This window comes from Paenibacillus sp. P3E (genome assembly GCF_001909045.1).
In the GTDB taxonomy this organism is placed as follows: Bacteria; Bacillota; Bacilli; order Paenibacillales; family Paenibacillaceae; genus Paenibacillus_AQ; species Paenibacillus_AQ helianthi.
The window spans coordinates 11429-37850 of the sequence record NZ_LVWH01000202.1; the positions used below are offsets into that span (position 1 = coordinate 11429).

Genomic DNA, 26422 nt, shown 5'->3' on the forward strand with positions numbered 1-26422 from the left:
AGGGAATGAACAGGATGAAGAAAAAGGTATCCGGTCTGCTTGCTGCCATGGTTCTGGCCTCAGGGCTTTTGTCACCGCTGGGCAGCGGCGGGGGCCGCGCAGAAGCTGCCTCCGGTCAGACGGCAGAGAATGATTCAGCTTTGCAGACAAACAGCGTGACGGCAGCGGAGGGGAATCCATCCGGCTACGCTGTATTGAAAGCGTTTACTGATGTGCCGACAGATAGCTGGGCAGCCCGTGGGGTTCAGCGCTGGAGCGGGAATGGAGTTGTCAGCGGCTATGGGGACGGCACGTTCCGGCCCAATGCTCCGGTGACGAAAGCGGAATTTGCCGTGATGATTAACCGCATCTTTAACTACACCGTGGAAGCTGCCACCCTCCCTGCTGATGTACCTGCATCTGCATGGTACAGGAGCGATATTGCCAAGGGCATCGCGGCAGGCTATTTAAGCACGGGCAAGGACAATCATCTGACACCCGCAGCTCCGTTAACGCGTGCCGAGGCGGCCGTGGCTTTGCAGAAGATTTTCAAGCTGGAAGCGGGAGGGCAAACGGCTTACACCGATTTGACCGGAGTGGACAGCGAGGTAGGGGAAGCAGCGGCGGCACTTGCGGCCGCGGGATATATTAAGGGCTATCCGGGCAGCTTGTTCAAGCCGGAGGGGAGAATATCCCGTGCGGAGCTCGCAGTCCTTGCAGATCGGATGGTGCCGGGGCTGCTGCGCTCGAAAGGGGAAGCCACACTTGGAAAGGTGCAAGGAAATGTGGTGCTGAACCAAGCCGGGATTACACTAAAAGACACCGTGATTGAGGGGAATCTCTACCTCACGGAGGGAATTGGTGAAGGGAATGCCCTGCTTGAAAGGGTAAAAGTGACGGGCACAACCTTTATCCGCGGCGGCGGTGAGCACAGCGTGGGTCTCCAGAACAGTGAGATAGGCAGAGTGCAGGCTGCCAAGCCTGATGGAAAAATCCGCATTTATGCCAGTGGCACCACCTCGGTTGGAACGGTGCAGCTGAACTCGGGAGCTACGCTTGAGGAGAATGGACTAACAGGAGCGGGATTCACGGATGTGGAAATCTTAAACAGTGTTAAGGCAGCAGCGTTAAAAGGCAGCTTCTCTGCTGTCTCCACAGCAGGATCAGTTAATGGCGGCCTTAGACTGATGCTCTCCGGCAAGGTAAGCAAGCTAACCCTGGGCAGTCCGAGCCAGGTTATGCTGGCAGATGATGCCCGGGTCGCAGAGCTGCTGCTTGCCACGACTGCCAAGGGCACTTCCCTTCAGGGCAGCGGCACCTTCGGCGCTGTCCTGAACAACGCTGAAGGCGTCACCGCCGGCGGCGTTCCGCTGAAGCAGGGCAGCAGCGGTGCAGTCACCGTAACGCCAGCCGCGACCCAGGTGCCGGCCGGCTCATCCGGCACGGTCACGCCAACCGCAACGGCTACACCGACCGCAACGGCTAAGCCGACCGCGACAGCCACACCAACGGCTAAGCCAACTCCAACTCCTGCGGCCGATCCTTGGACGCTGGTGTGGAATGACGAGTTCAACGACAATACCATAGACCCGGCGAAGTGGACCTATGACCTCGGGGACGGCACGGCAGTCGGCAATCCGGGCTGGGGCAACAATGAGTTGGAATGGTACACCAATGAAGCGAAAAATGTGAAGGAAGCGGACGGAAAGCTGATCATTACCGCCCGTAAAGAAGCACAGGGAGGCAAGGAATACACCTCCTCCCGGATCAAAACGAAGAATTTGTTCAGCAAGAAATACGGTAAATTCGAAATCCGGGCTAAAGCGCCTGTAGGCAAAGGCTACTGGCCGGCGATCTGGATGCTGCCGGCGAACTATGTCTACGGTTCATGGGCGGCCTCCGGAGAAATCGATATTATGGAAAGCTGGGGCAGCCGTCCAGGCACGGTTGCGGGTACGATCCATTACGGTGCCCAGTGGCCTGACAATGTATATTCAGGCAAGGAATATGTATTGCCGGGCAACTCAACGATAGAGCAGTTCCACACCTATTCCATGGAATGGGAGCCGGGGGAAATCCGCTGGTATGTGGACGGCGTACTGTATTCCACCAAAAATGACTGGTATAGCCTAAGTAACGGCCAGCCGGCGAACAACGCTTATCCGGCACCGTTCAACCAGGAGTTTCATCTGCTGATGAACCTGGCGGTGGGTGGGAATTTCGACGGCAACCCTACAGCGGAGACGGTATTTCCGCAGACCATGGAAATCGATTACGTCAGAGTCTACGAGTTGACAGGCCGCCCTTACCGCGAGCCGGTACCCGTTACGATTGCGAAGGAGCCGTATCTTGAAGGTTCTCTGCCGCCGCTTGCAGATGGCAACCTGATTCATAACAACGGCTTCACCGAGCAGACGGGGGGCGATGCCGGAATGGGCATCCCGAATACCGCCCATTGGGTGCTGTATAAGGAAGCCGGAGCGGAAGCGGCGGTATCGCTTGATCCGATTGGCGGGAAGAATTACCTTAAGGTGAATATAACCAGCCCTGGGGGCAATTCATATTCCATTCAGCCACAGGCCATAGTGTCGCTGGCCAAGGGAAGAACCTACAAGCTCAGCTTCGACGCGAAGACGGATACTTCGCGGAATATCAGCGTCCGGCTGACGGGCGGGCAGTCCCGTGGTTATCAGGCCTATTCACCGTCACTTAAGGCCGAGCTGACTTCATCGCTGAAGCATTTCGAAACCATGTTCCAGATGAAGGAGAACTCCGACATTGCCGCCCGGGTAGAATTCAACTTGGGTACAAATGCTTCTCCGGTATGGTTCGGCAACGCGCGTCTCGAAGAGATCGACAGTATTCCATTCGATCATGACCGGGCGAAAACGCCGCTGGGCAGCGGCAACCATCTGTACAACGGCACCTTTGATCTGGGCGAGCCGAACCGGCTCAGCTACTGGCATGCCGAAGCCTCCGGAGGAGCAGCGGTCAGCCCGAAGGTGGACGATGCAGGCCGCTTAAACCTGCAGATCAGCGGTTCTGGCAGTGGGGACTCCGATGTCCGTCTGTTGCAGAAAGGGATATTCCTGGTGCAGGATCAGGATTATAAGCTTACCTTTGACGCGGATGTGCCTTCCCCGCGTACTGCAGTAATTGAGCTGCAGGGCAGAGATGGCACGGTCTACGCTTCTAAGACAATCCCTCTGAAGAAGGGAGCCCAGCAGGTGGAGGCTGTATTCCCTGATCTCGCGGGAGCAACCGATACGCTGGGACAATTTGTACTCCATCTTGGTGGAGCCGCGGGCACCATCCAGCTGGATAACTTCCTGCTGGTGCGGACCAGCTTCTACTATGATCCTTCGCTGGTTTATTACCCGCTGATGAACGGGGATTTCAGCTTTGGCTTTAACAGCTGGGAGCGGCTGCTGACGGAGCAGGGCGGAGCAAGCACCGCTGCGGTTACGAAAGGGGCAGCCACATTTCAGATTACCAATACCGGAAGCCAGCCCTATTCGGTAATGCTGTTCCAGAATGGGCTGAAGGTTACCAGCGGTCAGGATTACGTCCTTGAATTCGATGCAAGTTCAAGTGTTGCCCGGCAAATTAGTATCAGAGCGGAGAATGCTTCGATTCAGCCTTCTTTTGCCCAGATCGTGAAGATTACACCGGATACCGCTCACTACAGATTCGAATTCCGCCAAGGGATCAACGACACCCTGTCGCTGAAATTCCTGCTGGGCAAGGTGGATGGTGTGAGTGTTGCACAGGCGCATGAGATTATGATCGACAATGTGAAATTGGAGATCAAGAATGCGCCGGCCAAGCCGCAGGAGCTGCTCGGTGACAGTACGAATAATCGGGTATCCCAGCCGGTAGAACTGACTTTCACTGAGAATGCAGCCTGGCGGAGCAGCATCAAGACGGTGAAGGTGAACGGCACTGCGCTTGCGGTGGGGCAGTACACCGTAGAAGCAGGCAAAATTACGATAGCCGCAGCTGCTTTCCCGGCTGAAGGCAGCTATATCATTTCGGTGGAGGCTGAAGGCTATGTCAGTGCTGCCGTATCCCAGACTATTCTGGCGAATGACAACAATCTGGTCGTGAACGGTTCATTTGCCAGCGGTAAAAGCGGATGGTCTACCTGGTCGGGAGAAGGCGGGGTATCTTCGTTTAACGTCAATGAGGGTGTTGCGGAGATAGGGATTTCTGTTGCCGGAACGGCCGCCTGGCATACGCAGTTTTTCCAGGAGGGCATTCCGCTTCAGGCCGGCAAGACCTATGAGCTGAGCTTCAAAGCCAAGTCGACCGTTCCCAGACAGATTATCGTGGAGTACAGCGGCACCTCTGCTGCAGCGTCGCAGGCGAAGTTCGAGGTTACCGCGACCTGGGCGACCTACAGCGCACAATTTACCGTAGATAACAATAGTCCGCTGAAGCTGAATTACCTGATCGGTGCGGCCATGGGCGACAACAAGACGGCGAATAGCACGCCGCATACGCTCTCCTTTGACGACATCAGGGTTACAGAAGTGGAAGGCGGGGGTGGTGCTCCTGTGGAACCGGCCAGCGGTACGCTGGATAATGGAGTCTTCGATGCGGCAAAAGGCCTCACCGGATGGACGCAATACTTCGATGGCACTGGATCTGCTGCTGCGGTGAACGGAGAACTGTCTGTCGCGCTGACGGGTACGGGAACAGCCAATTACAGTGCACAGGTGGATTATGCCAATTTGAAGCTGGTGCAGGGCAAGACGTATACGCTGAGTTTTGAAGCCCGCTCCGATGTGGACCGTTTGATTGAAGTTGCTGTGGAGCATAAGGGCGGGGATTTCACGAAATATTTACCGGCAAAAGCTGTCGCATTGACGGGCAGCATGAGCACTTACAGCTACACTTTCACCATGGCGGGCGGCACGGATGCCGGAGCGCATCTGGTCTTCCTCATGGGTCTGATAGCAGGCAACAGTGACAGCACCAACAGCGCGATACAGGCAGGCCATCATATTTTCATTGATAATGTAAGGTTGGCAGAGGCTCCGTAAGGGGCATAAGTATTCTATTTAAACGTCAAACAGCCGAAGTCCTGTGATTCAGGATCTCGGCTGTTTTTTACGTGGAGATGAGGGGAATGATGCAGAATGCCCTAAGATTCTTTAGGAATCAGTTCGAAAATTTTGCCGGTTTCCAGTGCTTCAATCAGCTTCAGCAGCCAGCGGTAGTATTTAATCGCTTCTTCAATTTTGACTAGGCATCTATGGCGGAGCCGAGCAGATCCACACCATGGTCCGCAAAGGCCTGAAGGAGGACATGCCGGCAGTCTATCGGTTCTTGGATCAGTTCCAATGGACAGCTGAGGATATGGCACAGGTAATGGTGGATATCCAGGGAGGCATGTCACCCGAGGACGCGGCGAAGGTCTGGGTTTCGGAGCATGAGAATCAAGTAAACAGCTGGATAGCCGGCATCGAATAACTGTTCTTTTGAATCTGCGGAATTTTGCAGCAGCTAAAAATGTATGCTATGATGTATGGAACATAAGGCTACAAATTTGTAACTTGTACGCTAAAATTCTGTTCCATTCATATTACATGCACTAATCAGATTCATTTATTAGACACCCCGTAAGGGGTGTTTTTCTTGAAATACAAGAATTTATATGATTCGCGCTGGTCCAAGGATGCAAGAAAGGAGGCCGCTCCATGACGGAGACCATTAATGCCTGGATCGATTGGCTGCTGCAATCACTCGGACTCAGCGGACCGTATATCCTGTTCGTCACCATTCCACTAGCCATATTGCAGAGTCTGTTCGGATTTTTCCCCCTGGCGATCCTTATTGTCCTTCATGTGTCTGTATTTAATGTAATCGGAGGAATGGTCATCAGTTGGCTGGCCTGCAATTTGGGGGCAATCCTCACCTACTTCCTCTTTCGGCGGTTTCTCTTCAACTGGTTCGACCGGAAATGGCGCTCCAAGCTGAAGCGGTATGACAAGTGGCAGCGCTACCTGGACCGCTATGGTATTTGGACACTGGTGCTGCTGCGGACGGTCCCGGTCGTACCCAGCAATATTATTAACTTCATGTCGGCCGTGTCGCCGATTAAGGTACCGGCTTTTATCTGGGGGACGGTTCTTGGCAATCTTTCTTATATCTGGCTGTTCGGAACGATCAGTTCAACACTTGTTGTACCAAGAGAGGAATGGAACAGGTTCTTGACCTGGTATGGGGTATTTGTCGTTGTTCTTATTGCTATCTTTATCCGCCGCCACTGGGGACATCTGCAGGAGGATAGGCGGAGCCGGATGGAATAGCGATTGTGGCAAAATAATGAGGAATGTTTCTTACGGGAATGTACCCGGGGAACATTCTTCTTTTTTTTACCGTTCCCGAATAGCCTATAGTAACCGGAGGCAGCTTGACCTCCGGGAAGGCGGGGAGGGACAGAGGGTATGGGCAGAATTAAAAAATGGGGGAGCCGAAGCGCAAGAGTCCCGGGTTTGCGGCGGCTGCGGCTACCCAAGCTCAGCTGGGACGGCATTCCGAGAGCCGCGGGACGGAGCCCGGCGTTCAAGGCCAGGCCAACGAAGGATGGCATCCCAAGATTTGCAGGTGCAAGTCCGGCATTCCGGGCCAAGCCCTCCAAAGCGGGCGGCCGGCAATCCGTTCAAGGGGGACGGTATGGAAAGCCGAAGCGCAGAATTCTTCTCCGTCTGCCGGGCCGGATGGAGAGGGGGAACATGGCCTCTGTGTCCAAGGGACCGAGTCAGAAACCGCGTAATCGGGGCAGATTCTGGATTATTTTCAGTCTGGTGCTTATTCTGTCGGTCATGCAGAGCCTGCGTTATGTGGAAAAGAATTTACGGCCGCCTATTCTTCATTTGGCGCAAATCCGTGTGAAGCAGATTGCCACGGAATCGATTAATAAGGCGATCACCTCTCAAGTGGCCGACAAGGGAAACGCCGAAGCACTGATTGACTGGAAAACGGACAAGAACGGTAAAATATCAGGCTTTATGCTTAATTATAAGGAGCATATGCGCATTACCTCACAGGCGGCAGAGGTGATACAATCCACGTTGAAGGAGCTGCACAATCAGACAGAGCATATTCCGCTAGGCCAGGCATTGGGAAGCTCGCTGATTGCCTCCTACGGTCCGAATGTGCCGGTCAAGATTGAACCGCAAGGTGCGGTGAAGGTGGAGCTGAACACCCGGCAGCAGGATGCCGGAATCAATATGATTCTGGTCGAAGTCTATATTCATATCGTCACAGAAGTGGCAGTCATTATCCCGTTCGATGTAGAACCGCAGGTTGTGGATACGGAAATTCCCGTTTCCTATCTGATGGTGGTGGGCGATGTCCCGATGTACTACTACGATAACCAGGGTCAGCCTGTCGGAGAGAATGGCAGCAACGCGCCTGGAATTGCCATCCCCGCTCCTCCCACAGGCGGGAGACACACAGGGCCATCGGTTCCAAGCGGAGGCAACGCGGGAAATAACAGTTCCACAGGCGGAATGGACGATTCTAAGAATTCCGGTACACCGAATACCAATCCTGCGGGAGACGAGACAGGCAGCAGCTCCGGTATGGACAGTCCATGAAATCACTCCGGATTCGTTCCGCCTGAAAGTTTATCTTAAATGTGAGGGATATACCAGATATTTGGCTCATACACTGTAGGCAGCATCATTTTTACCTAAATGGAGAGTGAGCCCTGATGTCATATGAATCTGATTATTCTGCCAGCATAGAACGTCTGGCGGGCAGATATAGGTACTTGGAGCAGGAAGGACTGCTTCCACTACCGGTGAAAGACGGCGTAACTCTGGTGGTCCTGCTGCGTCATGCCGGGTGGGCTGCGGAATGCCTGAATCTTCTTCATCAGCATTCCGGTGCATCCGTTACGCTGATTGGTGTTGCCATGAATCGGGATTTCCCGCTGCCGCCCTTAGCGGAGGCTTTTCCGGGGGTGACCTGTATTCCCTATGAATCCGGAAATGATGGGGTGAACGAAGCCCTGGCTTATGCCGGGACCCCTTATGTCGCACTAATTGAAGATACGGTGATGGTGTCTCCGGGCTGGATTGGCCACCTGCTGTGGCCTTCAATCGATGTTCCGGCTGTCCAGGTCATTGCGCCCCGCTCCTCTACAGAACTTGGGGAGGGGAGGGAGCAGCTGCATTTTGGCACCGATCTGGAATTGTCCGCTTATGTCAGCCATAGCCTGGGACGGCAGCAGGGCGGCTGGCATGAGGTGGAAGTGTTGGGCGGCTCCTGTCTGATCTTCACGCGGGAACTGCTGCTGCGGGTCGGCGGGTTCGATCCGGGGCTTGTCCGGCGGCAGCTGATGGTAGCCGACTGGTGCCTCCGGGCCCGGCAGCTGGGAATTCGGCTTGCGCTGAGTGATGCCGTATATGTTCATTCGCTTCATCCGCTAGAAGCGGATCACGAGGGCAAGCAGGAAGGGGAGCAGGCTTACCTGGCCAAATGGGGACTGGATGCCAGTGCAGTGAAGATGGATACAGATGCGGGTATTCTTCCGGTGCCTGCGGATGTATCCATTTTGCTGCCAAGGCCCGGGATACCGCTTGGAAGATCGGCGGTTGCCCCGGTTCCGCTCGTCACAGCAGTCGTCTTTTCCGATGAAATACTTACCTCCGGGCAGTCTCTTCGATCCCTGCAGTGGCTGCAAGAGCAGCAGAGCTACGGCAATATCCGCTGGGTTTGGGTCAGGGACATCCGCAGTGAAGCTCTCCCGGAAATTGCTGTGCGGGAGCAGGATGCCGTCATAGCCGTTCAAGGCGAGAAATCCTGGCTTCATGCGCTGGAGAACGTCTCCGCCTTATACGGGAGCGAGATTGTAGTGTATCTCTCTGCTTCCGCTGATTATGACACGCATTATGTGGAGCGGATTGCCGGGGCTGTCCGGCATGGTTCAGCCGACCTCGTGGTCAGCCGGACGGGTTCGGCAATGGAGGAGACTGCAACTGATCATGGATGGCCTGGTCCGACCGCGAAGAAGCTTCCACTGGAACGGATTGCGCACAGGAGTGGAATAGTCCCGGGCCGCATCACCAGGGGGGAGCCCCCTTACAGTCTTCTGCTTGCGCCCGGGCCTTCCCTGGCTATAGGGTATATAGGCGGTCCGCCTGAGCTCAATGCCAGCAACATGCAGGCAGGCGGGGAGGTATGCTTATGAACTATTTGATTCTCAGCCGCGTCTCCTGGGAAGAGTATCCATATAAAAGACTGCTGGATCTTTTGCCGGAGCGGGCAGACATCTGCTTTGCCGGAGGGATGACGCCTGAGCAGCAAGCCTGTAGCGGAATCCGGCCGGTGGCCCTGACGGAGTTGAATACTTGGGATGGCGGGAGTTTTACACTGCTTGTCTCTTCCCCCTACTGGCTGCCCGATGTGCTGGCCCTGCAGCCGGCCTACACAGTGGCTCTGCTGGAGCCGTGTCCCGAAGGCGAGAACGAGATCATGTGGGAAAAATACAGCGCATTGCTTGCCGCCCGAGCAGACCTGGTAGGCACGGTCTCGGAACGGTTATACCTGGAGCAAAATCTGTGCAGACCGAGGGTGGTCTATCTCAGCGGAGATTATCCGTTGTCTTGCGGGCTGCTCCGGCGGGGAGAACGGCTGTTTTTTCTGTCTGACTATGAGGAGGTTTGGACACGTGCACTTACCGGATTGTGGCAGCCGGCCTGCTCCGGGGCAGGGGACTGGCTTGTCATTCAGCGCCGCCTAAGAGCAGACTTCTACGTGTCCATGTGCGGGAAGATGCCTCATCAGCCTACGGTGCATTATTTGGCCGCCACCTATTTATATTTGTTGGGAGATGAAGCCGCCGAGCGGTATTTGGCGAAATCTTTTGAACTGATGCTGCTGCATGACTATACCGATTGCCTTCACTCGCACTACCGTTTCTTCTCGGCCATTGAGGCCAAGAAGGGCAATCTGGCGCTGGCGGTTGCCCAGTACGAAATCACTGCGTTTACCGAGGAGGAAAGAAGTACAGCTGTACAGATGAGAAGGTGGCTGGACAGTGGAGACTCCGGACTGCTTCAGGCGGAACTTTACCGCGTGAATGAGGACGTCGCGGAGGCGATCCGCGTTCTGGAGAACTTGCCCTGCCCTGAGGCGCAGCCGCTGCTGCTGCAGAATTACATCGCCTCCTTCCAGTGGGAAAAAGCACTGCAGCTTCAGCGTCTAGCGGCGCTCAGCAGCAGCGAGGCCGGAGTCATCCCGCTGCCTGGCGGTGCAGTGCTCCAGGGTGGCGGGATGCCGCCCGCAAGCACAGTGCTGCTGGCAGGGACCGAAATTCCCTCCTATGGCGGCGTTCAATTGCCAGTCATTGAAGGTACGATGCATCTGCTGCATGGCAGAAGACATGCGGCGATCCGCAGCTTTCTGCGGGTGGCAGGTGCAGGCGGCGAGGCGCGGACATTATTCGCCGAGATGGCCGACCTGGAGGAAGCAGTAGGACGATTGAAGGGGGGAGCCGATGATGAGCAAGGATAAGCCGCTGCGCAAAACCTCCGGAAATCGTCTTACCGCCATGATGCAGGTAAGGAATGAGAGCGGACGTTATTTGGAACAAGTGCTTGAGGAACTGAGCGGTTTTGTGGACGATATTGTCATTGTTGATGACGCCAGCACGGATGACACGGCACGGTTGTGCCATTCTTTTGCCAAGGTGACAAAGCTGGTGACACTGGAGGGCCCGCTGTTCCACCGGGAATGGGAGCTGCGGCAGACGCTCTGGGAACTGGCGGTGTCCACGGACCCCGACTGGCTACTGTCCGTGGATGCCGATGAATTCTATGAAGAAGAGGCCAAACGGGAAATGCGCCGCCTGATTGATCAGGATGCGTACGATTCCGTGGCGTTCCGGCTGTATGACTTCTGGGGCGGTACGACGCATTACCGTGAAGATGAGCACTGGAACATTCATACCAAGCATACCCGGACGCTGGTCCGGTATCTGCCGCAATTTTATTATTTTACACCGCAAATGAATCATCATGTCCCCCGCCTGCCGCTGTCTTACGCCGTTCTGCCCGCTTTCTTCGCAGAGCTGCGCGTGAAGCACTATGGCTGGGCGCTGCCGCCTGAAGCCCTCCGGCAAAAATATGAACGCTACATGGAGCTGGACCCCGAGGGGAAATGGGGTAGCCTGGAGCAGTACCGCTCCATTTTGGACGACAACCCCAATCTGGTGGAATGGCAGGAGAGGCGGGAGCATGAAAGACCGGAATAGGTGCAGCAGCGAATAAGTTGCTGGAAGCAGCGGATTGGCGATTGCTATTGCAGATAATGCAGTGGAAACATTTCACTTCATCATAATCCGTCGCGGAGAGCTGATCTGACGAGCAGCAGCCAGGGAATGCTTCCCCGGGGATTCTTACCGGGAAAGGCTTCTGCCGCCAGCAGCAGCTTATGATAGCTGAGGCCCAAGGCTGCTGCTGCGCTTCCCGATTGCTGCAGCGCCTTCCCTGCAGCCGGATCAAGCTGCGGCACTCTCCCGCAGGAATCGGCTACAGCTGCATAGAGCAGCCATTCCGCTGAACAGAGTATGCCGCCGTATTGCTGCGCATGACTGCTGTATATAGAGCACCACTGCTCCCTGAAGGGAGCAGGTGCCTGCAGCAGTCCGCGCAGCAGCGGCTGAGGCAGGCGGCACCACTGGAACAGAGAGGGAGACGTGTTCCTGTATAGCGTCAGCAGACTGCCCCAGGCTCCGGCCTGAAGCAGCAGCTGTGCAGCGTAGGACAGGCCGGGAAAAGATATCGGCTGGATCGCCGCTGCACCGGCCGGATGATCCGCATGGCCCGGCAGTTTCGCTGCCGGATCACCGGAGGGATCCGTATGGCTCTGCTGCGGCCATGCCGGATCGCCGCCACCGGATTCCAGTCCTATCCGGTGGTGTACCGCCGCGAGGCCTGGCCTGAGAGGGGCCAAGCGCGCGAGCCACTTCCCTGCAGCGGCGACGTCGCCGGTGCGGCAGGCCCAGGCCCACAGATAGCCGTGTACCCACGGCTGCTCCGGGCCTGCCCGCAGCAGCCGCTCCAGCGGAGCCGCAGCAGCTGCATCCAGTATCTGCGTGTGCCGGAACAGTTCCGGCAGCACACGCAGGATGGCTTGCACCGAAGCCGGCAGCTGAGGTGCAGCAGCCAACACCTGCAGCCATTCCCAGGCATGGGCATTCAGTGCTGCAGGGATGCATCTGCCCAGCAGTTCTGAAGGCATGGCCTGAAGGGTCTGCCGGGTCAAGGCAGTCAGGTGCTGTTCCTCTCCTGCCAGCAGGCAGAGGGGAACAAGCTCTGCCCAAGCAGCAGCGCAGCCGGCATCATAGCCTATCGCCTGCTCCCAGCAATCTGCCGCTTCCTCATAGCGGAGCAGCCGCTCACAGACCTGGCCCATCACCACGCAGGTCCGGCTGGTCCCGCTGCCGGAGGAGGAGGGATATTTCTGCGCGGTGTCTCCGCTTTGCAGTGCTATTTTCAACAGATGGTAAGGCTTCTGTAATTCTCCTTCTTCCAGGAGCAGAACAGCATAACTCTCCAGCAGATCCGTGAAATCAGGAAATAGGCGGAGACCGGCTTCATAGGCGGCTTTGGCCTCTTTAGTGCGTCCGCAGGCCTGCAGGGCATAAGCCGTTTTCATATAAATATCGGCAAGATAGCCGGAGCCTGCAGGGGCTGTCTTCAGCAAAGGAAGCAGAAGTCCGGCGGCAGTCTCATACGCTCCTTGCTGGTAATGTTCAGTCCCTAGGGCGTACTGAAGGGGAATGCTCTCCGGATCATGCTGCAGTGCGGTTTGGATCAATTCGAGATTACGGGCAGTTTTGTTCTTTGCGCGCAGCTCCTCATCCAGATAGCCGTAATGCCGGACAGGCAGCGCTGCTGCGTAGGCGATCTTTCCGTCCGGCAGCGCCCAGATACTGCTTGCAGCTTCTTCATGGATACTCCCCTGGAAGACAATGCGTTCATCGTTGCGGAACAGCCGGCAGACATTGTCCGTGACATAGTCCCCGCTATCCGCTTCTCCTACATAATGGATAAAAGGCAGGAAATAGCCGTCTACCTGCTCTGCGCTGAGCAATTCGTTCAGAACATCGGCCCGCCAGCCGCCAGCCGCCTCGTCGGCGTCAAGCACTAGAACCCAGGAACAGGAGGACTGCCGCAGTGTCCGGTTCCGGGCTTTGGCGAAATCCCCCTCCCAGGGAATTTCAATCACCTGTGCTCCGAAGCTCAGGGCCATCTCCATGCTGTTGTCGGAAGAACCCGTGTCGGCAATGATGATCTCCGACACCAATCCTGCAACCGAAGCCAGGCAGCGTTCCAGATGCTGAGCTTCATTCTTGACGATCATACACAGGGATACATCCGGGATAGACATCTTCACACCTGCCCTCTCTAGTCTGTTACCCGTGGAAGCGGGAGCAATAGACGCGCTCTGCCAGCAGCGGGATGCATGGGTGCCGAAGGGGCGACCGAGGCCAGCGCACAGTCAGCCAGCAGAATCCAGGTCCGGCTGCGCTGATATACCGGGTGTGCGGTCATGCCGGCGCTGCCAGCGGCAATATCCGAAGACAGACCCAGCAGGCCGGCCAGATCTTCACCGTTTAAGCTTCCGGCAGAAGCGGCAAGGTTATCTTGCAGCGACTTGACGCAGAAGCTGCTGTCATTCGCGGCCCCAGGGTCCATTTGCCCAAGCGCACTCTTTTCCAGCTGCGCCGCGGCCGCTTCGAAGCAGCCTTCATTCAGCAGCAGAACGGCCAGCTTCCGGTGCTCCGCTGCAACTCCGGGAACATGCAGATCCAGCCAACCGTTCAGCTCGTTCTCCCGGCCCGCGCATTTCAGCGTGCGCACCAGCCGTGCAACCAGCGGCCAAGGCGCTGGATGAAGCTGGGCGGCTCGGGTATAGCAGGCAGCCGCTTCGCAGTCTTCGCCAATCTCCTGGCAGAGCTGCCCCAGCACAGCCAGCGTAACATACGTCCCGCAGCCGGATTCCGTGTGATAGCCCGGCGGCGAAACGCCGATATCCAGCGCCTGCCGCAGCGCGGCTCTGGCTTCCATATAAGCGGCCGACTGCAGCAGCAGTATGCCTTTTAGGTGATGAAGGTCCGGGTAGTCGGGAAATAACAGAATCCCCCGCTCACAGGCTGCAAGCGCCTCCTGCACATGGCCTTTGACAGCCAGGCAGCGGATTTCGTACTTATACAGGAGATGGACATAGCTTGTATCCGGCTCCACCTGTTCAAGCGAAGTACGGATATGCTCAAGTGCAGGGTCATACTCCCCGAGCCGCATATATTCGACAGCCATATTAAAATGATGAAAAGCGTCTCCCGGATTCAGCTTCAGCTGCTCCTTCAGCAGCTCGACATTGCGGCGGATCTTATCCTTTTTGGCCACTACGCCATTGGCATAGCCGTAATGATGAATCACCACAGTGCTCAAATGCATGGAGGCGGCAGGGGTTTCCTTTACGATAACCGAGGCGATTTGTTCATGAATGATCCCGCTGAAGCGGTAACTCGGGCGGTTGCGGAACATCCGCAATATCGGATTCACGGTAATCGTCTGTGAGGAGCGGGCCGTTCCTGAGTGATTATGAATTCGCAGAAAAAACGCTTCATACTCCATATGCTCCGCGCACAGCAACAGCTCGCCCCTGCTGCCTTGATCCAGCTCCTCGTCCGCATCCAGTATAAGAATCCACTGTCCCTGAGCCTGATTCAGGCCGGCGTTGCGGGCAGCGGCAAAATCACCGCTCCAGGGAAAGGCCACGACCTTCGCCCCGAAGCTTCGGGCAATTTGAACAGTGGAGTCTGTTGATCCGGTGTCAACCACTACGATTTCGTCAGCCACACCACGTACGCTTGCCAGGCACTGTGCCAGATTATCCGCCTCATTCTTGACGATCATACAAAGGGAAATGCGGTGTTTTGGTGTGCTCATCTTGCGGCTCCTCCCTGAATGTTCTGATTAGCACTCCACTGTGTATGCCAGGCAGTACGGTTCAGCACGGCGATAGCCTGATGGATCGCAGCGATGTCCTCTTGCAAAGGTCCCTGCGTATATATCTCCGGGAAACTGGCTTCAGCTCCTTCGAGCTCCTGCTTGGCCAGATGAAGGTAGCTCAGCGACAGCCCAATGCGGGAAGGGTTATCCGCTGGTGCTGTGTCAAGCATGTGCCGGAACCACTCGGCAGCCTCCCCATAATGGCCTTGGTCAAAGAGCATCTCCGCGAGATAAAAAGAACCCTTCCCTCCCGTTTGACCGCCGGCCGCCAGGGTAATCAAAAGCTCCCCTGCGGCCTCCAGCTGGCCCGCCTGATACAGAGCCCCGGCAAGTTCGGCCCGGTGTTCTGGAAACAGCCCGGCCAGTTCGGCAGCCAGCCCGAAGCTGCGCAGTTTAACCGCCTGCCGGATCAGCTCCGTGACCACTAGGGAATGTTCACCGGCATTGTCTGGCGCAACCGGAGCTGAAGCTTGGCGCGCCAACTTTTCACCGATAAGTAATAGCCCGGACCGCAAGGGCTCCGGCGCATCCAGAAATCCGTATGATTCGGTCTGTTGTCTGTCTTCCTGCCACCGGCAGATGGCATGAATAATCCATAACTGCCTCGTGATATCTCTGTCTCTGTCTGTTTCCTGCTTCAACAGAGGAAGAGCCTCCCGCAGAGCAGTCCCTGCTTCCTGCAGCTGTCCGGTAATCATCCATGCGGAGATTATAGCAGGCAGTGTCTCCCATTCCAGCGGAAAACCCGCCCGCGGCAATCCGGCAATAGCCTCATAAGCATGGACAGATTCCAGGGCGCGGATTACCGCGCTTCTCCCGGCAGGCTGCTCTGTACCCGCAAGCTGGATCAACAGCGTGGAAATCTCCGGATCCGGCACATTCAGGCGCTGGAAGGCTGAAGCTATTCCCTGAAGTGCTGGACCATATATTGAATGATGCTGAAGGGCACGGTGAAACCACCGGGCCGCATCCTCCGTGTGTCCAAGCTGAAGAGAGTTCTCTCCCAGACGGGTCAGTGGGCGGAAGCTGTTCATGCCTTTCTCAGAAACATATTTCCCGCTGAGGGCAGCTTCTTGACTTAGTGCAGCTTCCGAACCCGCCGCTGCGCGCTCATAGGACTGGCAAGCACGTTCGATCAGTCCCTGGCTCTCCCAGGATTGCCCCTGGATGAAATGCAAATCCGGGTAATCCCTATAGCGCTGCAGTTCCCGTGCGAGCAGGGCATCAATCCCCTTCGTATTATTCATGGCCAGATAGATTTTACCTAAATCGCGGATCATCGAAGGACGGTAAGACACCTGAAGCGGAGCTTGATGGATGGTATGGCTTAGCAGCTCTGCCGCCTCCTCCAGCTGTCCGTTCTGACAGCAGGTAACCGCCAGATTATAGCTGTAAAAAGGATTGTCCGGCTCTTTCCCCAGCGCAAGGCGCAGCAATTGCTCGTTGCGGCTGACTTTATTCCTCTGGGCCATGAGGCCCGGTAAATATCCCAGGTGAGTGATTTCGATATTGCTGCTGTGAATGACGGAAGCACCGTGCTTGCCGATAATAGAGGCGTCTAACCCTTCATGGATGATTCCGTCAAAGCTGAACCCTTTTCCATTGCGGAACAGACGGATTATGCTGTGCGTCAGCCGCTCCTCAGGAGAGCTTCCCAACCAATTTTCTATATTAACCGTATAAGCCAGGGCTGAAGTGTTCTGGAGCATATCGGTAATTTCTCCGAGCGGTGTCTTCAATATTTCATCGGCATCCAAGACGAGGATCCAATCCGTTTGCGCATGGGACAGCCCGGTGTTGCGCGCTTCCGAGAAATTATGGTTCCAATTCATTCGGTATACCTTGGCTCCGTATCCTTCAGCGATGCTCAAGGAATCATCGGTTGAACCCGTATCTACAATTACAATTTCATCCGCAGCACCGGACAGGCTGTCCAGGCATTGGGGGAGAAGAGCTGCTTCATTGCGAATGATGAGATGTACACCTAGGGTGGGCTTTTTCACGGGTGTTCCTCCTTGGAGAGTCAGTTTCCCCACAGTTCTGTGATGCACGATGGGAGTGTTGTCCGGTAAAGGCGGGCAGAACAAAGAGTACATGGGCTACCCATGCACTCTTTGTCATTACATACTATGACCGATAGATAACTTACGTTCCCTGAGCATCGAAGATGACATTGAGCGTAGATGCTGAACCCGGTGTTGACGATTGATAGGACAGCCGGGTGTACTTGAGGAACCGGGATGGAACAAGGACATCCACAGATCCGGCAGGAAGCGGATTATTACCGGTTGTGTCGACAAAATAATTGGTTCCGTCCGCACTTATCTCCACCTGCGTATTTACAGGATTAGCGCCGGTATTCACGATGAAATAAGAATAAGTGCCCAGCACGCTTGTCGTGTTCGCAGGCAGAGGCGTAAGCGCATCGGCTGTTGTGATGCCGGTAGTTGCCTGTTCAATGAAGCTGCGCTGTGAAATCGAGGTTACGCTGCTGAGTGTACCGGCGGTAATCGTAGCCCCGAGCACGCTGGTGATCGTACCATCCAGCAGGTTGGTGACCGTACCCGCCGACGACAACGTACCGGCAGTAATCGTAGCCCCGAGCACGCTGGTAATCGTACCATTTAAGAGGTTGGTGACCGTACCCGCCGATGATAGTGTACCGGCGGTAATGGTAGCCCCAAGCACGCTAGTGATCGTACCGTTTAAGAGATTGGTGACCGTACCCGCCGATGACAACGTACCGGCAGTAATCGTAGCCCCGAGCACGCTGGTAATTGTACCATCTAGCAGGTTGGTTACAGTACCTGCTGATGATAATGTACCAGCAGTAATCGTAGCCCCGAGCACGCTGGTAATTGTACCATCTAGCAGGTTGGTTACAGTACCTGCTGATGATAATGTACCAGCAGTAATCGTAGCCCCGAGCACGCTGGTAATCGTACCATCTAGCAGGTTGGTTACAGTACCCGCCGATGATAATGTACCAGCAGTAATGGTAGCGCCGAGCACGCTGGTAATCGTACCGTTTAAGAGGTTGGTGACCGTACCCGCCGATGATAGTGTACCAGCAGTAATGGTAGCGCCGAGCACGCTGGTAATCGTACCGTTTAAGAGGTTAGTGACCGTACCCGCCGATGATAGCGTACCGGCGGTAATGGTAGCGCCAAGCACGCTGGTAATCGTACCGTTTAAGAGGTTGGTGACCGTACCCGCCGATGATAGTGTACCGGCGGTAATGGTAGCCCCAAGCACGCTGGTAATCGTACCGTTTAAGAGGTTGGTAACCGTACCCGCCGATGATAGTGTACCGGCGGTAATGGTAGCCCCGAGCACGCTGGAGATCGTACCATTAAGGATGACTGTAGTCAGATTTCCGCTGGAATCGGTGGTGAGAGGGCGGTCAATCAGTGTGGAAGGGTCCCGCCCGAAGATCAGCGTTCGCAGATTATCGGGGTTTGCTTGAAACGAACTGAAATTTGGCAAAAGAGTTCATCCTCTCATAATAGAATAGGCCGAGTAACCCGCCCACAGTAAAAATCCCAAACCGTCGTCTGGGCTTTCAAATAGATAGGCAGTGATTCAAGTAGAGCAATAGCCTGTACAGCTGAACAATAACCATTCGAATGGTGTGATATTACTATATGGAAAAACTCTGGTAATGCTTGGGCAGTAAAATAAAAAAACAGCCCCATCCTTGTCCAGAGTCAAAACTTGACGATTGGAACAGTTAGGGTTATTTTTCTTAAAATGGGTTAAACATGGGAATCCTGCTTAATAGGCTACTAATAATGAATTCCAACGAAAAGAGGGCGCCTATGGAACGCTGCTTATTCATACACGGCTTCACAGGAGGGGAATACGAAATCTCTCCGCTAGCGCAATTCCTGGAACAGCATCAGTACCCTGCCCGAACCTTTACGCTAAAAGGACATGGGGGGAGCCGGCACGACCTGCTTCAGTCCGACAGGCAGGGTTGGCGGCAGAGCGCCGAAGACCAGCTGCAAGAGATGTTGAATGATGGCGACAGGGTGCACCTGATCGGTTTTTCCACCGGAGCGCTTATTGCTTCCCACTTATCTGTGCAGTACCGGGAACAGATCAAGTCGCTTACGCTGCTGTCTACACCTGTTTTTCCGCTTAACCTGCTGGAGATTCTGAAGACCCTGGGCAGCCCGGTTATGATCCGGAATTACCTGAGCAAGTTCGGCTCTACTCCGGCGAAGGCTACAAGGGAATTTCAACGTTTGGTGCGTGAGAGCTTTGAGATCTATCCGCAGATTGAGACCCCGACCTTAATTGTTCAGGGCGGCAGGGATCATTTGGTGAGAGCAAAAAGCGCGGCCTATCTGCACCGCACCATCCCCTCGGCAAGCAAACGTGTATTAATGGTGGAGCGAAGCGGCCATATGTTGTGCCACTGCGAAGACAGCAGCCTAATAATGGATGAGGTGCTGCAGTTTATTCAAAGCTCCGGCAGAGCTTCAATAAATAAGCTGCAGGGATACTCAGCGAAATAACAAAACCTCCTTCACGGGTTAACGTGGAGGAGGTTTTTAACGACTCAGGGACATGCCTTATTCCGTTGACATCTCTAGATGGGTATGATAGTTTCTATTTAAGGAAACCGGTTTCCCTTACTATTCTTAATGTTGACTCCCGCGGAATTAACTCCGGCTTCAGCAGCAGCCCGCGGCCAGCTTCATTTTTGCCGTCAATCCTTTCCATTAACAACTCACCGGCCGATACCCCCAGATGAAAAGTGTCCAGATTAAGCGAGGTTAATGGCGGTGTGGTGTAGCGGGACAACGGATATTCATCAAAGGTTGCAATTCCAAGCTCAGCGGGAATTTGTACCCCCAGCTCTCTTGCAGCCTGCAGTGCCCCAAATGCGGCAAAATTACTCATACAGATCAGGGAATCCGGCGGCGTTTCGCTACGCAGCAGCTGTTTGGCCGCTTGATAGCCTACCGCCTCTTCTGCCGCGCCATTCATAATCCATTGCTCGGGGAGGGATAGTCCGGCTTTTAAAAGTTCCTCCCTGCAGCCTTCCAGCCGGCGGATGAAGAGAGGATCTCCCTCCTGACCGCCAACAAAAGCAACGGCAGAATAGCCTTCCTCGAGCAGATGCCGGGTGAGCATTCTACCGCCAGCTTCGTTATCGAAATCGGCCCAGCATTCGGAGCCGGCAACTTCCCCCAGCGAAATATATGGGAACTGGAGCCGGTTGAGCTCCATGCATAGTTCCTCTGTAAGCACCGAGGTGTTGGCGATAAGGCCATCGACCCTCTTGCTTCTTACGAGCCTGTGCAGGAAATGGCCCTCCGGGTGGTTATGCTCCACATTGGCGATGGTCAGTTCATATTTCATGGATCCGATTACACTTTCAATGCCGCCGATGATGCTGTAGAAGAACTGATTCAAGAATTCACTGGATTTGGACATGTCGATCAACAGCCCAATATTGCTGCTGCTCTGACGGGCTAAACCTGTGGCGATGCTGCTGGGTGTGTAATTCATTTGTTTCATGATTTCTCTGACCTTATGTTTGGTTTCCTGCGAGATTTTCGGTGAATCATTCAGCACCTTAGAAACTGTGGATTTGGCTACACCTGCCGCTGAGGCGATATCCGTAATCGTTACCTTCATAGTTTTCCCTCACGATCCAGCCGGATTTTTTGAAAAAATAAGGATTATAGGTTTCAAACGGCGTAGCCGTTTCTGCTAATGACCAAGACATAAACCCATCATACAATAAAAGGAGCTCGTATCATATGACCCGCTGGTTTCTATACCATACTGCTGAAGATCCCTTTGCTTTTCCGGTTGGCCCCGGCAGCTTGAAGCTGCGACTTTTCGTACAGAATGGGCAGCACTTGACCTGCACCGTGATTCATTCTGACCGCTATGACTCGCCGGGGAGCGAAATCCCGCTTCCAATGGAGCGGATCGGCTCTGCAGGAGCTTATGAGATTCATGAAGCTATCCTTCCATCAGTAACTGGCAAATGCAGATACTTATTCCATGTCATGAACCCAGCCGGGGAATATTTGTGGTATGGAGAGAGAGGGATAGCAGAGAACAGAGAGCATGCCGGATCTTTTCAATATGCTTACATGCACCAGCCGGAAGCGGTTAAGATTCCCTCCTGGAGCCAGGATGCGGTAGTCTATCAGATTTATCCCAGCAGCTATAACGGAGGCAATCTGAAAGGGATATTGGACAAAATCCCTTATCTACAGCAGCTGGGCATCACAGCTATGTACATGACGCCCATATTTGAGTCTCCTTCCGAGCACAAATACAATACCTCTGACTACTACAAGGTCGACCCAACGTTTGGCACAACAGCGGATTTGAGGGCTGTGGTGGATCAGGCTCACCACCATGGAATCAGGGTACTGCTGGATGCCGTATTCAACCATGCCGGTGATACGTTTTTTGCCTTCAGGGATGTGCTTGAGCATGGGGAGAGTTCCCGGTACAAGGACTGGTTTCTAATCCACTCCTATCCGGTGGTACAGACCCCTTCTCCAAACTATGAGACCTTTGGCAAAGCTGAGGCGCATATGCCCAAGCTGAATATGGACAACCCGGAAGTTGCGGATTATATGATGGAGGTAGCCAAGCATTGGGTACGTGAGGCGGGGATTGACGGCTGGCGTCTGGATGTGGCCAATGAGGTGTCTCCAAAGTTCTGGACGCGGTTTCGCCGGGAACTCAAAGCAGAATTCCCTGAGCTGCTGCTGATTGGTGAGATCATGCATGGTTCCGGGCCTTGGCTCAGAGGCGACCAGTTCGATGGCGGCATGAATTATGTCCTGCGCGATGCGGTGCTGGAGTTCTTTGCTGAGCAGTCAACTGGACCGGTGCGCTTTATGGAGCAAGTAATCCATCAGGAAGCGTTCTGCAACGATCAGGCGAATGCGGCCATGTTCCAGCTGCTTGGCAGCCATGACACGCTGCGTTTTTTAACGGCCTGCAAGCAGGGTGGGCGGGGCTGGAACCATGAGGAAACGGCGATGTACCGGATGAGGCTTGCAGTGTTCTTTCAAATGACCTATATCGGTATGCCTATGATTTATTATGGTGATGAGGTTGGCATGGAGGGTGCGACAGATCCGCACTGCAGACGGCCGATGGTATGGCGCGAGCAAGAGCAGAACAGCACACTCCATGCCTGGTATACACGGCTGATCGGTCTAAGGAAGAAATATGAGGTGCTGCGTAAAGGTTCTTTCCGTCCCTGGTTCACGGATGAAACCCGCAATGTTCTAGGTTACGTCCGGTCCAGCGGGCAGGAGAAGATAGGGCTGGTCATTAATAATTCCCCTAACCGCTATCATCTGGAGGTGGACCGTTTCCGCTCCGGCACCCCGGAGTTAACCGACCTGCTGACAGGAACAACGATCTGTAATAATGATCGTCTGGTTGTGGAGCTTGAACCCTTCGGCTGTCTAATGCTCTATTAGAGTAAGCTGTACCTGTTCCATGCTGACAGGACAGGACGCCGTCTGAAGATCAGGTGGAATGGCTGCAATTACTTCCGTTTTTTCACAGCTTTGTATTCCGCATTCTCCCACTGCTTCAGTAAGGGATATGGATCGAAGGCCCACTCCGTAATCCCCCGGTCGCGGTAGATTCCATAATGCAGGTGAGGCGGAAACTTGCCTTGAGTGCCCGGGTTGCCGTAGCCGGAGCTGCCGACCCAGCCGATCGTTTGGCCGGGGGCCACAATATCTCCACGGGAGAGTGATTTCTCATACCCTGCCAGATGGGCGTAGTAATGATAGCGGTTTTCGATATCGCGTATACCGATCCGCCAGCCGCCGTAGCGGTTCCAGCCCTTGGTTTCCACGATTCCAAAACAGGTGCTGCGCACAGTCATGCCGTGAGGTGTGAACAGGTCTGTCCCTTCGTGGATACGCGCTCCGCCCCAGCTTCTGCCGGTGCCCCAAGTGCTGTGATAAGAATAGAGGGAGCCCACCGGCAGAGGAAAAGCACTGCCCGACAAATCAAGCCGTCCGAAATGCTCGTACAGCTTGGCAAACTGTGCTACCCGCTGCGCTGCCCTGCCGTTATGGTAATATTCCCACACACCGATATTGAAATCGCTGGCAGAATCCCCGTATTTCATCAGATGCCTTGCCATACTGTAGAGTACATCAGCATCATTCCCGGGATCGGCCACACCGTCGCCGGACCCATCCTTTCCGAGTCCTCCAAAAAATCCGATGGATTGCGGGGCCTGGTCCGCTTGATCCGGGTTCAGCGGTCCGCACCATACCGGTGCGGGGATGCTGATTCCGGTAAGACGGGGATTGGCGGGCTCCGCGGTTCCGCTTTTCTTTTTGGCAATCGTCCGTTCATATTGGTCAATAGCAGCGAAACGGAACCAGGCAACCCCTGTAGCAGCACTCATTTGATCATATAGCTCCTTGCGGCGGGCAGAGAGAGTGTCTTTGTCTGACACAGTTCCAGTACGGACTGAGGGAAGGCGTAATTCTGCAGCCGCTGCCCCCGGATAGCTTGTTCCCCATAGCATGGCGGCGGCTGACAGACAGAGTACTGTTTTTCGTATTGCAGCAATTCTGAATTGAGCCGGCATGTTTACAACCTCCTAGGTCCGGGTGCTGATGTGTTAACAAGTTTTTATCAAGAGCACCCTTGGGGTGCTTTTTGTTCTTATTCCTTATCTTTCCTGTCTCTGTCTTTCCTGTTGGAACGGGCAGCTATAAGCGGTACGCAGTATCGGTGCTCCGGAATCATCAGCTTTGATAAGGACGGCGTAGCCGTTTCTACTTGTAGAGTGGAGCAAATGGGCTTATTTTATCCATCCTTGCCCAAAGGTTCACAAAAACAGGCAAATGGCCCTTGCACATGCTATAATATGAGGCAGCAAACTTTAATGGATGCAACTAAATATTCAGGCGAAAGCGGGGTTCTTCACTTTGACTAATCGGACAGCCAAACAACCCAAGCCAGACTGGATCAAGATCAAGTTAACGACGGGTGAACATTATCAGGAAATTAAAGGCATGATGCGCTCCAAAACTCTACATACCGTATGTGAGGAAGCGCGATGCCCGAATATCTATGAATGCTGGGCTAACCGCACGGCTACTTTTATGATACTGGGTGACATTTGTACCCGGGCCTGCCGGTTTTGTGCCGTAAATACAGGTCTGCCTACGGAGCTCGATCTTTTGGAGCCGGAGCGTGTGGCTGAGGCTGCCGAGGGGATGCAACTGAAACATTGTGTGGTCACGAGCGTGGCCCGTGATGATCTGAAGGATGGCGGTGCACAGATTTTTGCCGAGACCGTAGCTGCAATCCGTAAGCGCCTTCCGCTGTGCAGTGTAGAGGTGCTGATACCGGATTTTCTGGGCGACCGGGACAGTCTTGAAATTGTAATGAACAGTCGTCCGGATATACTGAACCACAATATTGAGACGGTAGAGCGGATGTCTGACCGAGTGCGGGCGCGGGCCAAATACCGCCGTTCCCTGGAACTGCTGGGCAGAGCCAAGGAGATGAAGCCGGACATCCCAACCAAATCCAGCATTATGCTTGGCGTTGGCGAGGAATGGGATGAGATTTTGCAGGCGATGGATGACCTGCGGTCGGTGGATTGTGATATATTGACATTGGGCCAATACCTGCAGCCTTCACCAAAGCATCTGAACGTGGAGAAATATTATACTCCTGAGGAATTCGCCCAGCTCAAGGAGGAGGGGCTGAAGCGCGGCTTCAGCCATGTGGAGTCCGGCCCGCTGGTGCGCAGCTCTTATCATGCGCATGAGCAGGTGAAGTCCGCTACCGCTGCCCGTGAAGAGCGTTCCGTTTCTTTATAAGCTCTTACAAATTTGCGCAGCAAATTTGTCCCGTGACGGAGTCACAGTTAATGTTTAATCTTTAATCTATAGTCTTTAGTCTTTAATCTTTAATCTTTAGTCTTTTAGTCTTTTAGTCTTTAGTCTTTTAGTCTTTAGTCTTTAGTCTTTTAGTCTTTAATGAAGTGGGTCGTTGTGGAGAGTTGGAGCGCAGCAATCAACTTGCTTTTGATTTTTGCTGCCACCTCCCGCGTTGAGGGAGTCATGGAGAGGGATTTTGGAATTGGAGGAGCGCCAGCGTCCGCCTTTGTCTGCAGATTTCAACCGCTTATTGCGGTTCAATCAGAGAAATCTGCAGACAACAGCGGCCGGAAATCCAAAAACCCGCGGAATGACGGCCATCAACGCCCCCCTCTTAGTTTAATTTGAAAGGCAGGCGACAAACGCTTGATCGTTATAGGTGGAAAGGGCTACGAGCTCGTATTGGATCATAAGGACGGCTGGAACCCGGAGGCATTTCGCGGAAGATACAGTGAAGTGCTGGACAGGTACGATTACATTATCGGGGATTGGGGCTATAGCCAATTACGCCTGAAGGGCTTTTACCGGGATAACCACCCGAAGGTGAATAGGGATACCGCCATTTCAGGTATGGTGGATTACATTAATGAATACTGCAACTTTGGCTGTGCCTATTTTGTGCTCCACAAGCTGAAGGAAATGCCGAAAGAAGGCACCTTCAAGGATATTCTGATCAAAGAAATTCCTGAGCCTGGAATGGAGGATGAACTTGAGCAGGCTGCGGTAGAACCAGCTGTAACTGCAAGGGTTCTCCGGGAGCATGTCTCCAAGCCTTCTTCCAATTCTAATCCGGCAGCCCGTGACAAGAACATGGGCGGGGCACCCAAAGAGAACGGAGCGAAAGACAGACCCGTTCGTGAGCATCAAAGCCGGAATCACCGCAATAAAGAAAGTCAGGGCAGAAGAAACAACAAGGATTCCCAGGGCAGACCACCGCAAAACCAGCCCCAGAATCCTTCCTAAGATCATTAAGAAATACACAAAAAGGTGTCGCAGTAGCCAGCTCTGAACTGGCTTCCGTGACACCTTTTTAAATGAAAAAATATGGTCTGTATGTTTATAGATGATGTTGCTTTTCTAATGGGTATGATGGAAATTGTACTTGTTTGCAAGGAACTTCAAGAGCGAGCAAATTGGAATTAGTGAACTTAAATTTACTCAAGAGCGATCCGCAAGCGGTGCGAGTTGGAATAATGGACTTCCGTCAAGAAAGTGGACATAAAAAAATAGATTTATGCGGTCTTTTTCTTTTTGAACTTCGCTGCAAATTGGACAGGGGAAAGATAACCCAGTGCACTGTGGATTCGCTTGCGGTTATAAAAAAACTCAATATACTGGAACATCTCATCCTGCGCTTGCTGTTTTGTTTTGAATTTGGTGCAATAGACAAACTCTTTCTTTAGGATGCTATGAAAGGATTCGATACAGGCATTGTCATAGCAATTCCCCTTGCGGCTCATGCTCGCCTTCATACGGTATTTGTTCAGGCGT

18 protein-coding genes are annotated in these 26422 nt (G+C 54.1%); 11 read left to right on the forward strand and 7 right to left on the reverse strand.

Annotated features, from left to right (window positions below; genetic code table 11):
• The first annotated feature begins 14 nt into the window (after positions 1–14).
• The 7 genes from A3842_RS25190 (at position 15) to A3842_RS25225 (ending at position 11248) form a co-directional block, all read left to right on the forward strand.
• Positions 15–5024: a carbohydrate binding domain-containing protein gene (locus tag A3842_RS25190; RefSeq protein ID WP_074103125.1), complete on the forward strand. Its 5010-nt coding sequence runs from the start codon at positions 15–17 to the stop codon at positions 5022–5024.
• 208 nt (positions 5025–5232) lie between these two features.
• On the forward strand, positions 5233–5454 hold the full coding sequence (locus A3842_RS25200) for a glycine betaine ABC transporter substrate-binding protein (protein ID WP_371916023.1): 222 nt from the start codon (positions 5233–5235) through the stop codon (positions 5452–5454).
• Positions 5455–5681: 227 nt separating this feature from the next.
• On the forward strand, positions 5682–6293 hold the full coding sequence (locus A3842_RS25205; RefSeq protein ID WP_074103127.1) for a TVP38/TMEM64 family protein: 612 nt from the start codon (positions 5682–5684) through the stop codon (positions 6291–6293).
• A 138-nt stretch (positions 6294–6431) separates the two neighbouring features.
• Positions 6432–7586 (forward strand): sporulation protein YunB, encoded by a 1155-nt coding sequence (gene yunB / locus A3842_RS25210; protein WP_371916022.1) that lies wholly within the window; start codon positions 6432–6434, stop codon positions 7584–7586.
• A 116-nt stretch (positions 7587–7702) separates the two neighbouring features.
• Positions 7703–9184: a glycosyltransferase family protein gene (locus A3842_RS25215; protein ID WP_074103128.1), complete on the forward strand. Its 1482-nt coding sequence runs from the start codon at positions 7703–7705 to the stop codon at positions 9182–9184.
• Positions 9181–10509 (forward strand): hypothetical protein, encoded by a 1329-nt coding sequence (locus A3842_RS25220; protein WP_074103129.1) that lies wholly within the window; start codon positions 9181–9183, stop codon positions 10507–10509. Before A3842_RS25215 ends, A3842_RS25220 begins: the two co-directional genes overlap by 4 nt.
• On the forward strand, positions 10496–11248 hold the full coding sequence (locus A3842_RS25225; protein ID WP_256701857.1) for a glycosyltransferase: 753 nt from the start codon (positions 10496–10498) through the stop codon (positions 11246–11248). The genes A3842_RS25220 and A3842_RS25225 overlap by 14 nt, the downstream gene beginning before the upstream one ends.
• Positions 11249–11328: 80 nt before the next feature.
• Here A3842_RS25225 and A3842_RS25230 read toward each other — a convergent pair whose 3' ends face one another.
• From A3842_RS25230 to A3842_RS25245, 4 genes are all read right to left on the reverse strand, one after another.
• On the reverse strand, positions 11329–13362 hold the full coding sequence (locus A3842_RS25230; RefSeq protein ID WP_178382408.1) for a tetratricopeptide repeat-containing glycosyltransferase family 2 protein: 2034 nt from the start codon (positions 13360–13362) through the stop codon (positions 11329–11331).
• A 44-nt stretch (positions 13363–13406) separates the two neighbouring features.
• On the reverse strand, positions 13407–14954 hold the full coding sequence (locus A3842_RS25235) for a glycosyltransferase (RefSeq protein WP_074103132.1): 1548 nt from the start codon (positions 14952–14954) through the stop codon (positions 13407–13409).
• Positions 14951–17020 (reverse strand): glycosyltransferase, encoded by a 2070-nt coding sequence (locus A3842_RS25240; RefSeq protein WP_074103133.1) that lies wholly within the window; start codon positions 17018–17020, stop codon positions 14951–14953. Before A3842_RS25240 ends, A3842_RS25235 begins: the two co-directional genes overlap by 4 nt.
• A gap of 142 nt (positions 17021–17162) precedes the next feature.
• Complete coding sequence (locus tag A3842_RS25245) at positions 17163–18503, reverse strand: DUF6385 domain-containing protein (RefSeq protein ID WP_256701858.1); 1341 nt, start codon at positions 18501–18503, stop codon at positions 17163–17165.
• Between the two features lie 305 nt (positions 18504–18808).
• On the opposite strand from A3842_RS25245, the gene A3842_RS25260 reads away from it, so the two are divergent.
• Positions 18809–19537, forward strand: a complete 729-nt coding sequence (locus A3842_RS25260; protein ID WP_178382409.1) for an alpha/beta hydrolase — start codon at positions 18809–18811, stop codon at positions 19535–19537.
• A gap of 94 nt (positions 19538–19631) precedes the next feature.
• Here A3842_RS25260 and A3842_RS25265 read toward each other — a convergent pair whose 3' ends face one another.
• Complete coding sequence (locus tag A3842_RS25265) at positions 19632–20666, reverse strand: LacI family DNA-binding transcriptional regulator (RefSeq protein WP_074103135.1); 1035 nt, start codon at positions 20664–20666, stop codon at positions 19632–19634.
• Positions 20667–20791: 125 nt separating this feature from the next.
• On the opposite strand from A3842_RS25265, the gene A3842_RS25270 reads away from it, so the two are divergent.
• Positions 20792–22489 carry an alpha amylase N-terminal ig-like domain-containing protein gene (locus A3842_RS25270; protein WP_074103136.1) on the forward strand — a complete coding sequence of 566 codons (1698 nt, stop codon included), beginning with the start codon at positions 20792–20794 and terminating at the stop codon, positions 22487–22489.
• 68 nt (positions 22490–22557) lie between these two features.
• Here the strand turns inward: A3842_RS25270 and A3842_RS25275 are convergent, their stop codons facing one another.
• Entirely contained in the window at positions 22558–23625 is a 1068-nt protein-coding gene (locus A3842_RS25275) for a M23 family metallopeptidase (protein ID WP_074083800.1), read from the reverse strand.
• Between the two features lie 304 nt (positions 23626–23929).
• On the opposite strand from A3842_RS25275, the gene lipA reads away from it, so the two are divergent.
• Together lipA and A3842_RS25285 are read left to right on the forward strand one after the other, a co-directional pair.
• Positions 23930–24871 carry a lipoyl synthase gene (gene lipA / locus A3842_RS25280; protein ID WP_074083801.1) on the forward strand — a complete coding sequence of 314 codons (942 nt, stop codon included), beginning with the start codon at positions 23930–23932 and terminating at the stop codon, positions 24869–24871.
• A gap of 426 nt (positions 24872–25297) precedes the next feature.
• Positions 25298–25894, forward strand: a complete 597-nt coding sequence (locus A3842_RS25285; protein WP_074083802.1) for a YutD family protein — start codon at positions 25298–25300, stop codon at positions 25892–25894.
• Between the two features lie 269 nt (positions 25895–26163).
• Here the strand turns inward: A3842_RS25285 and A3842_RS25290 are convergent.
• Positions 26164–26422, reverse strand: a 259-nt coding sequence (locus A3842_RS25290; RefSeq protein WP_143186273.1) for an IS3 family transposase, incomplete at its 5' end; no start/stop codon positions are given.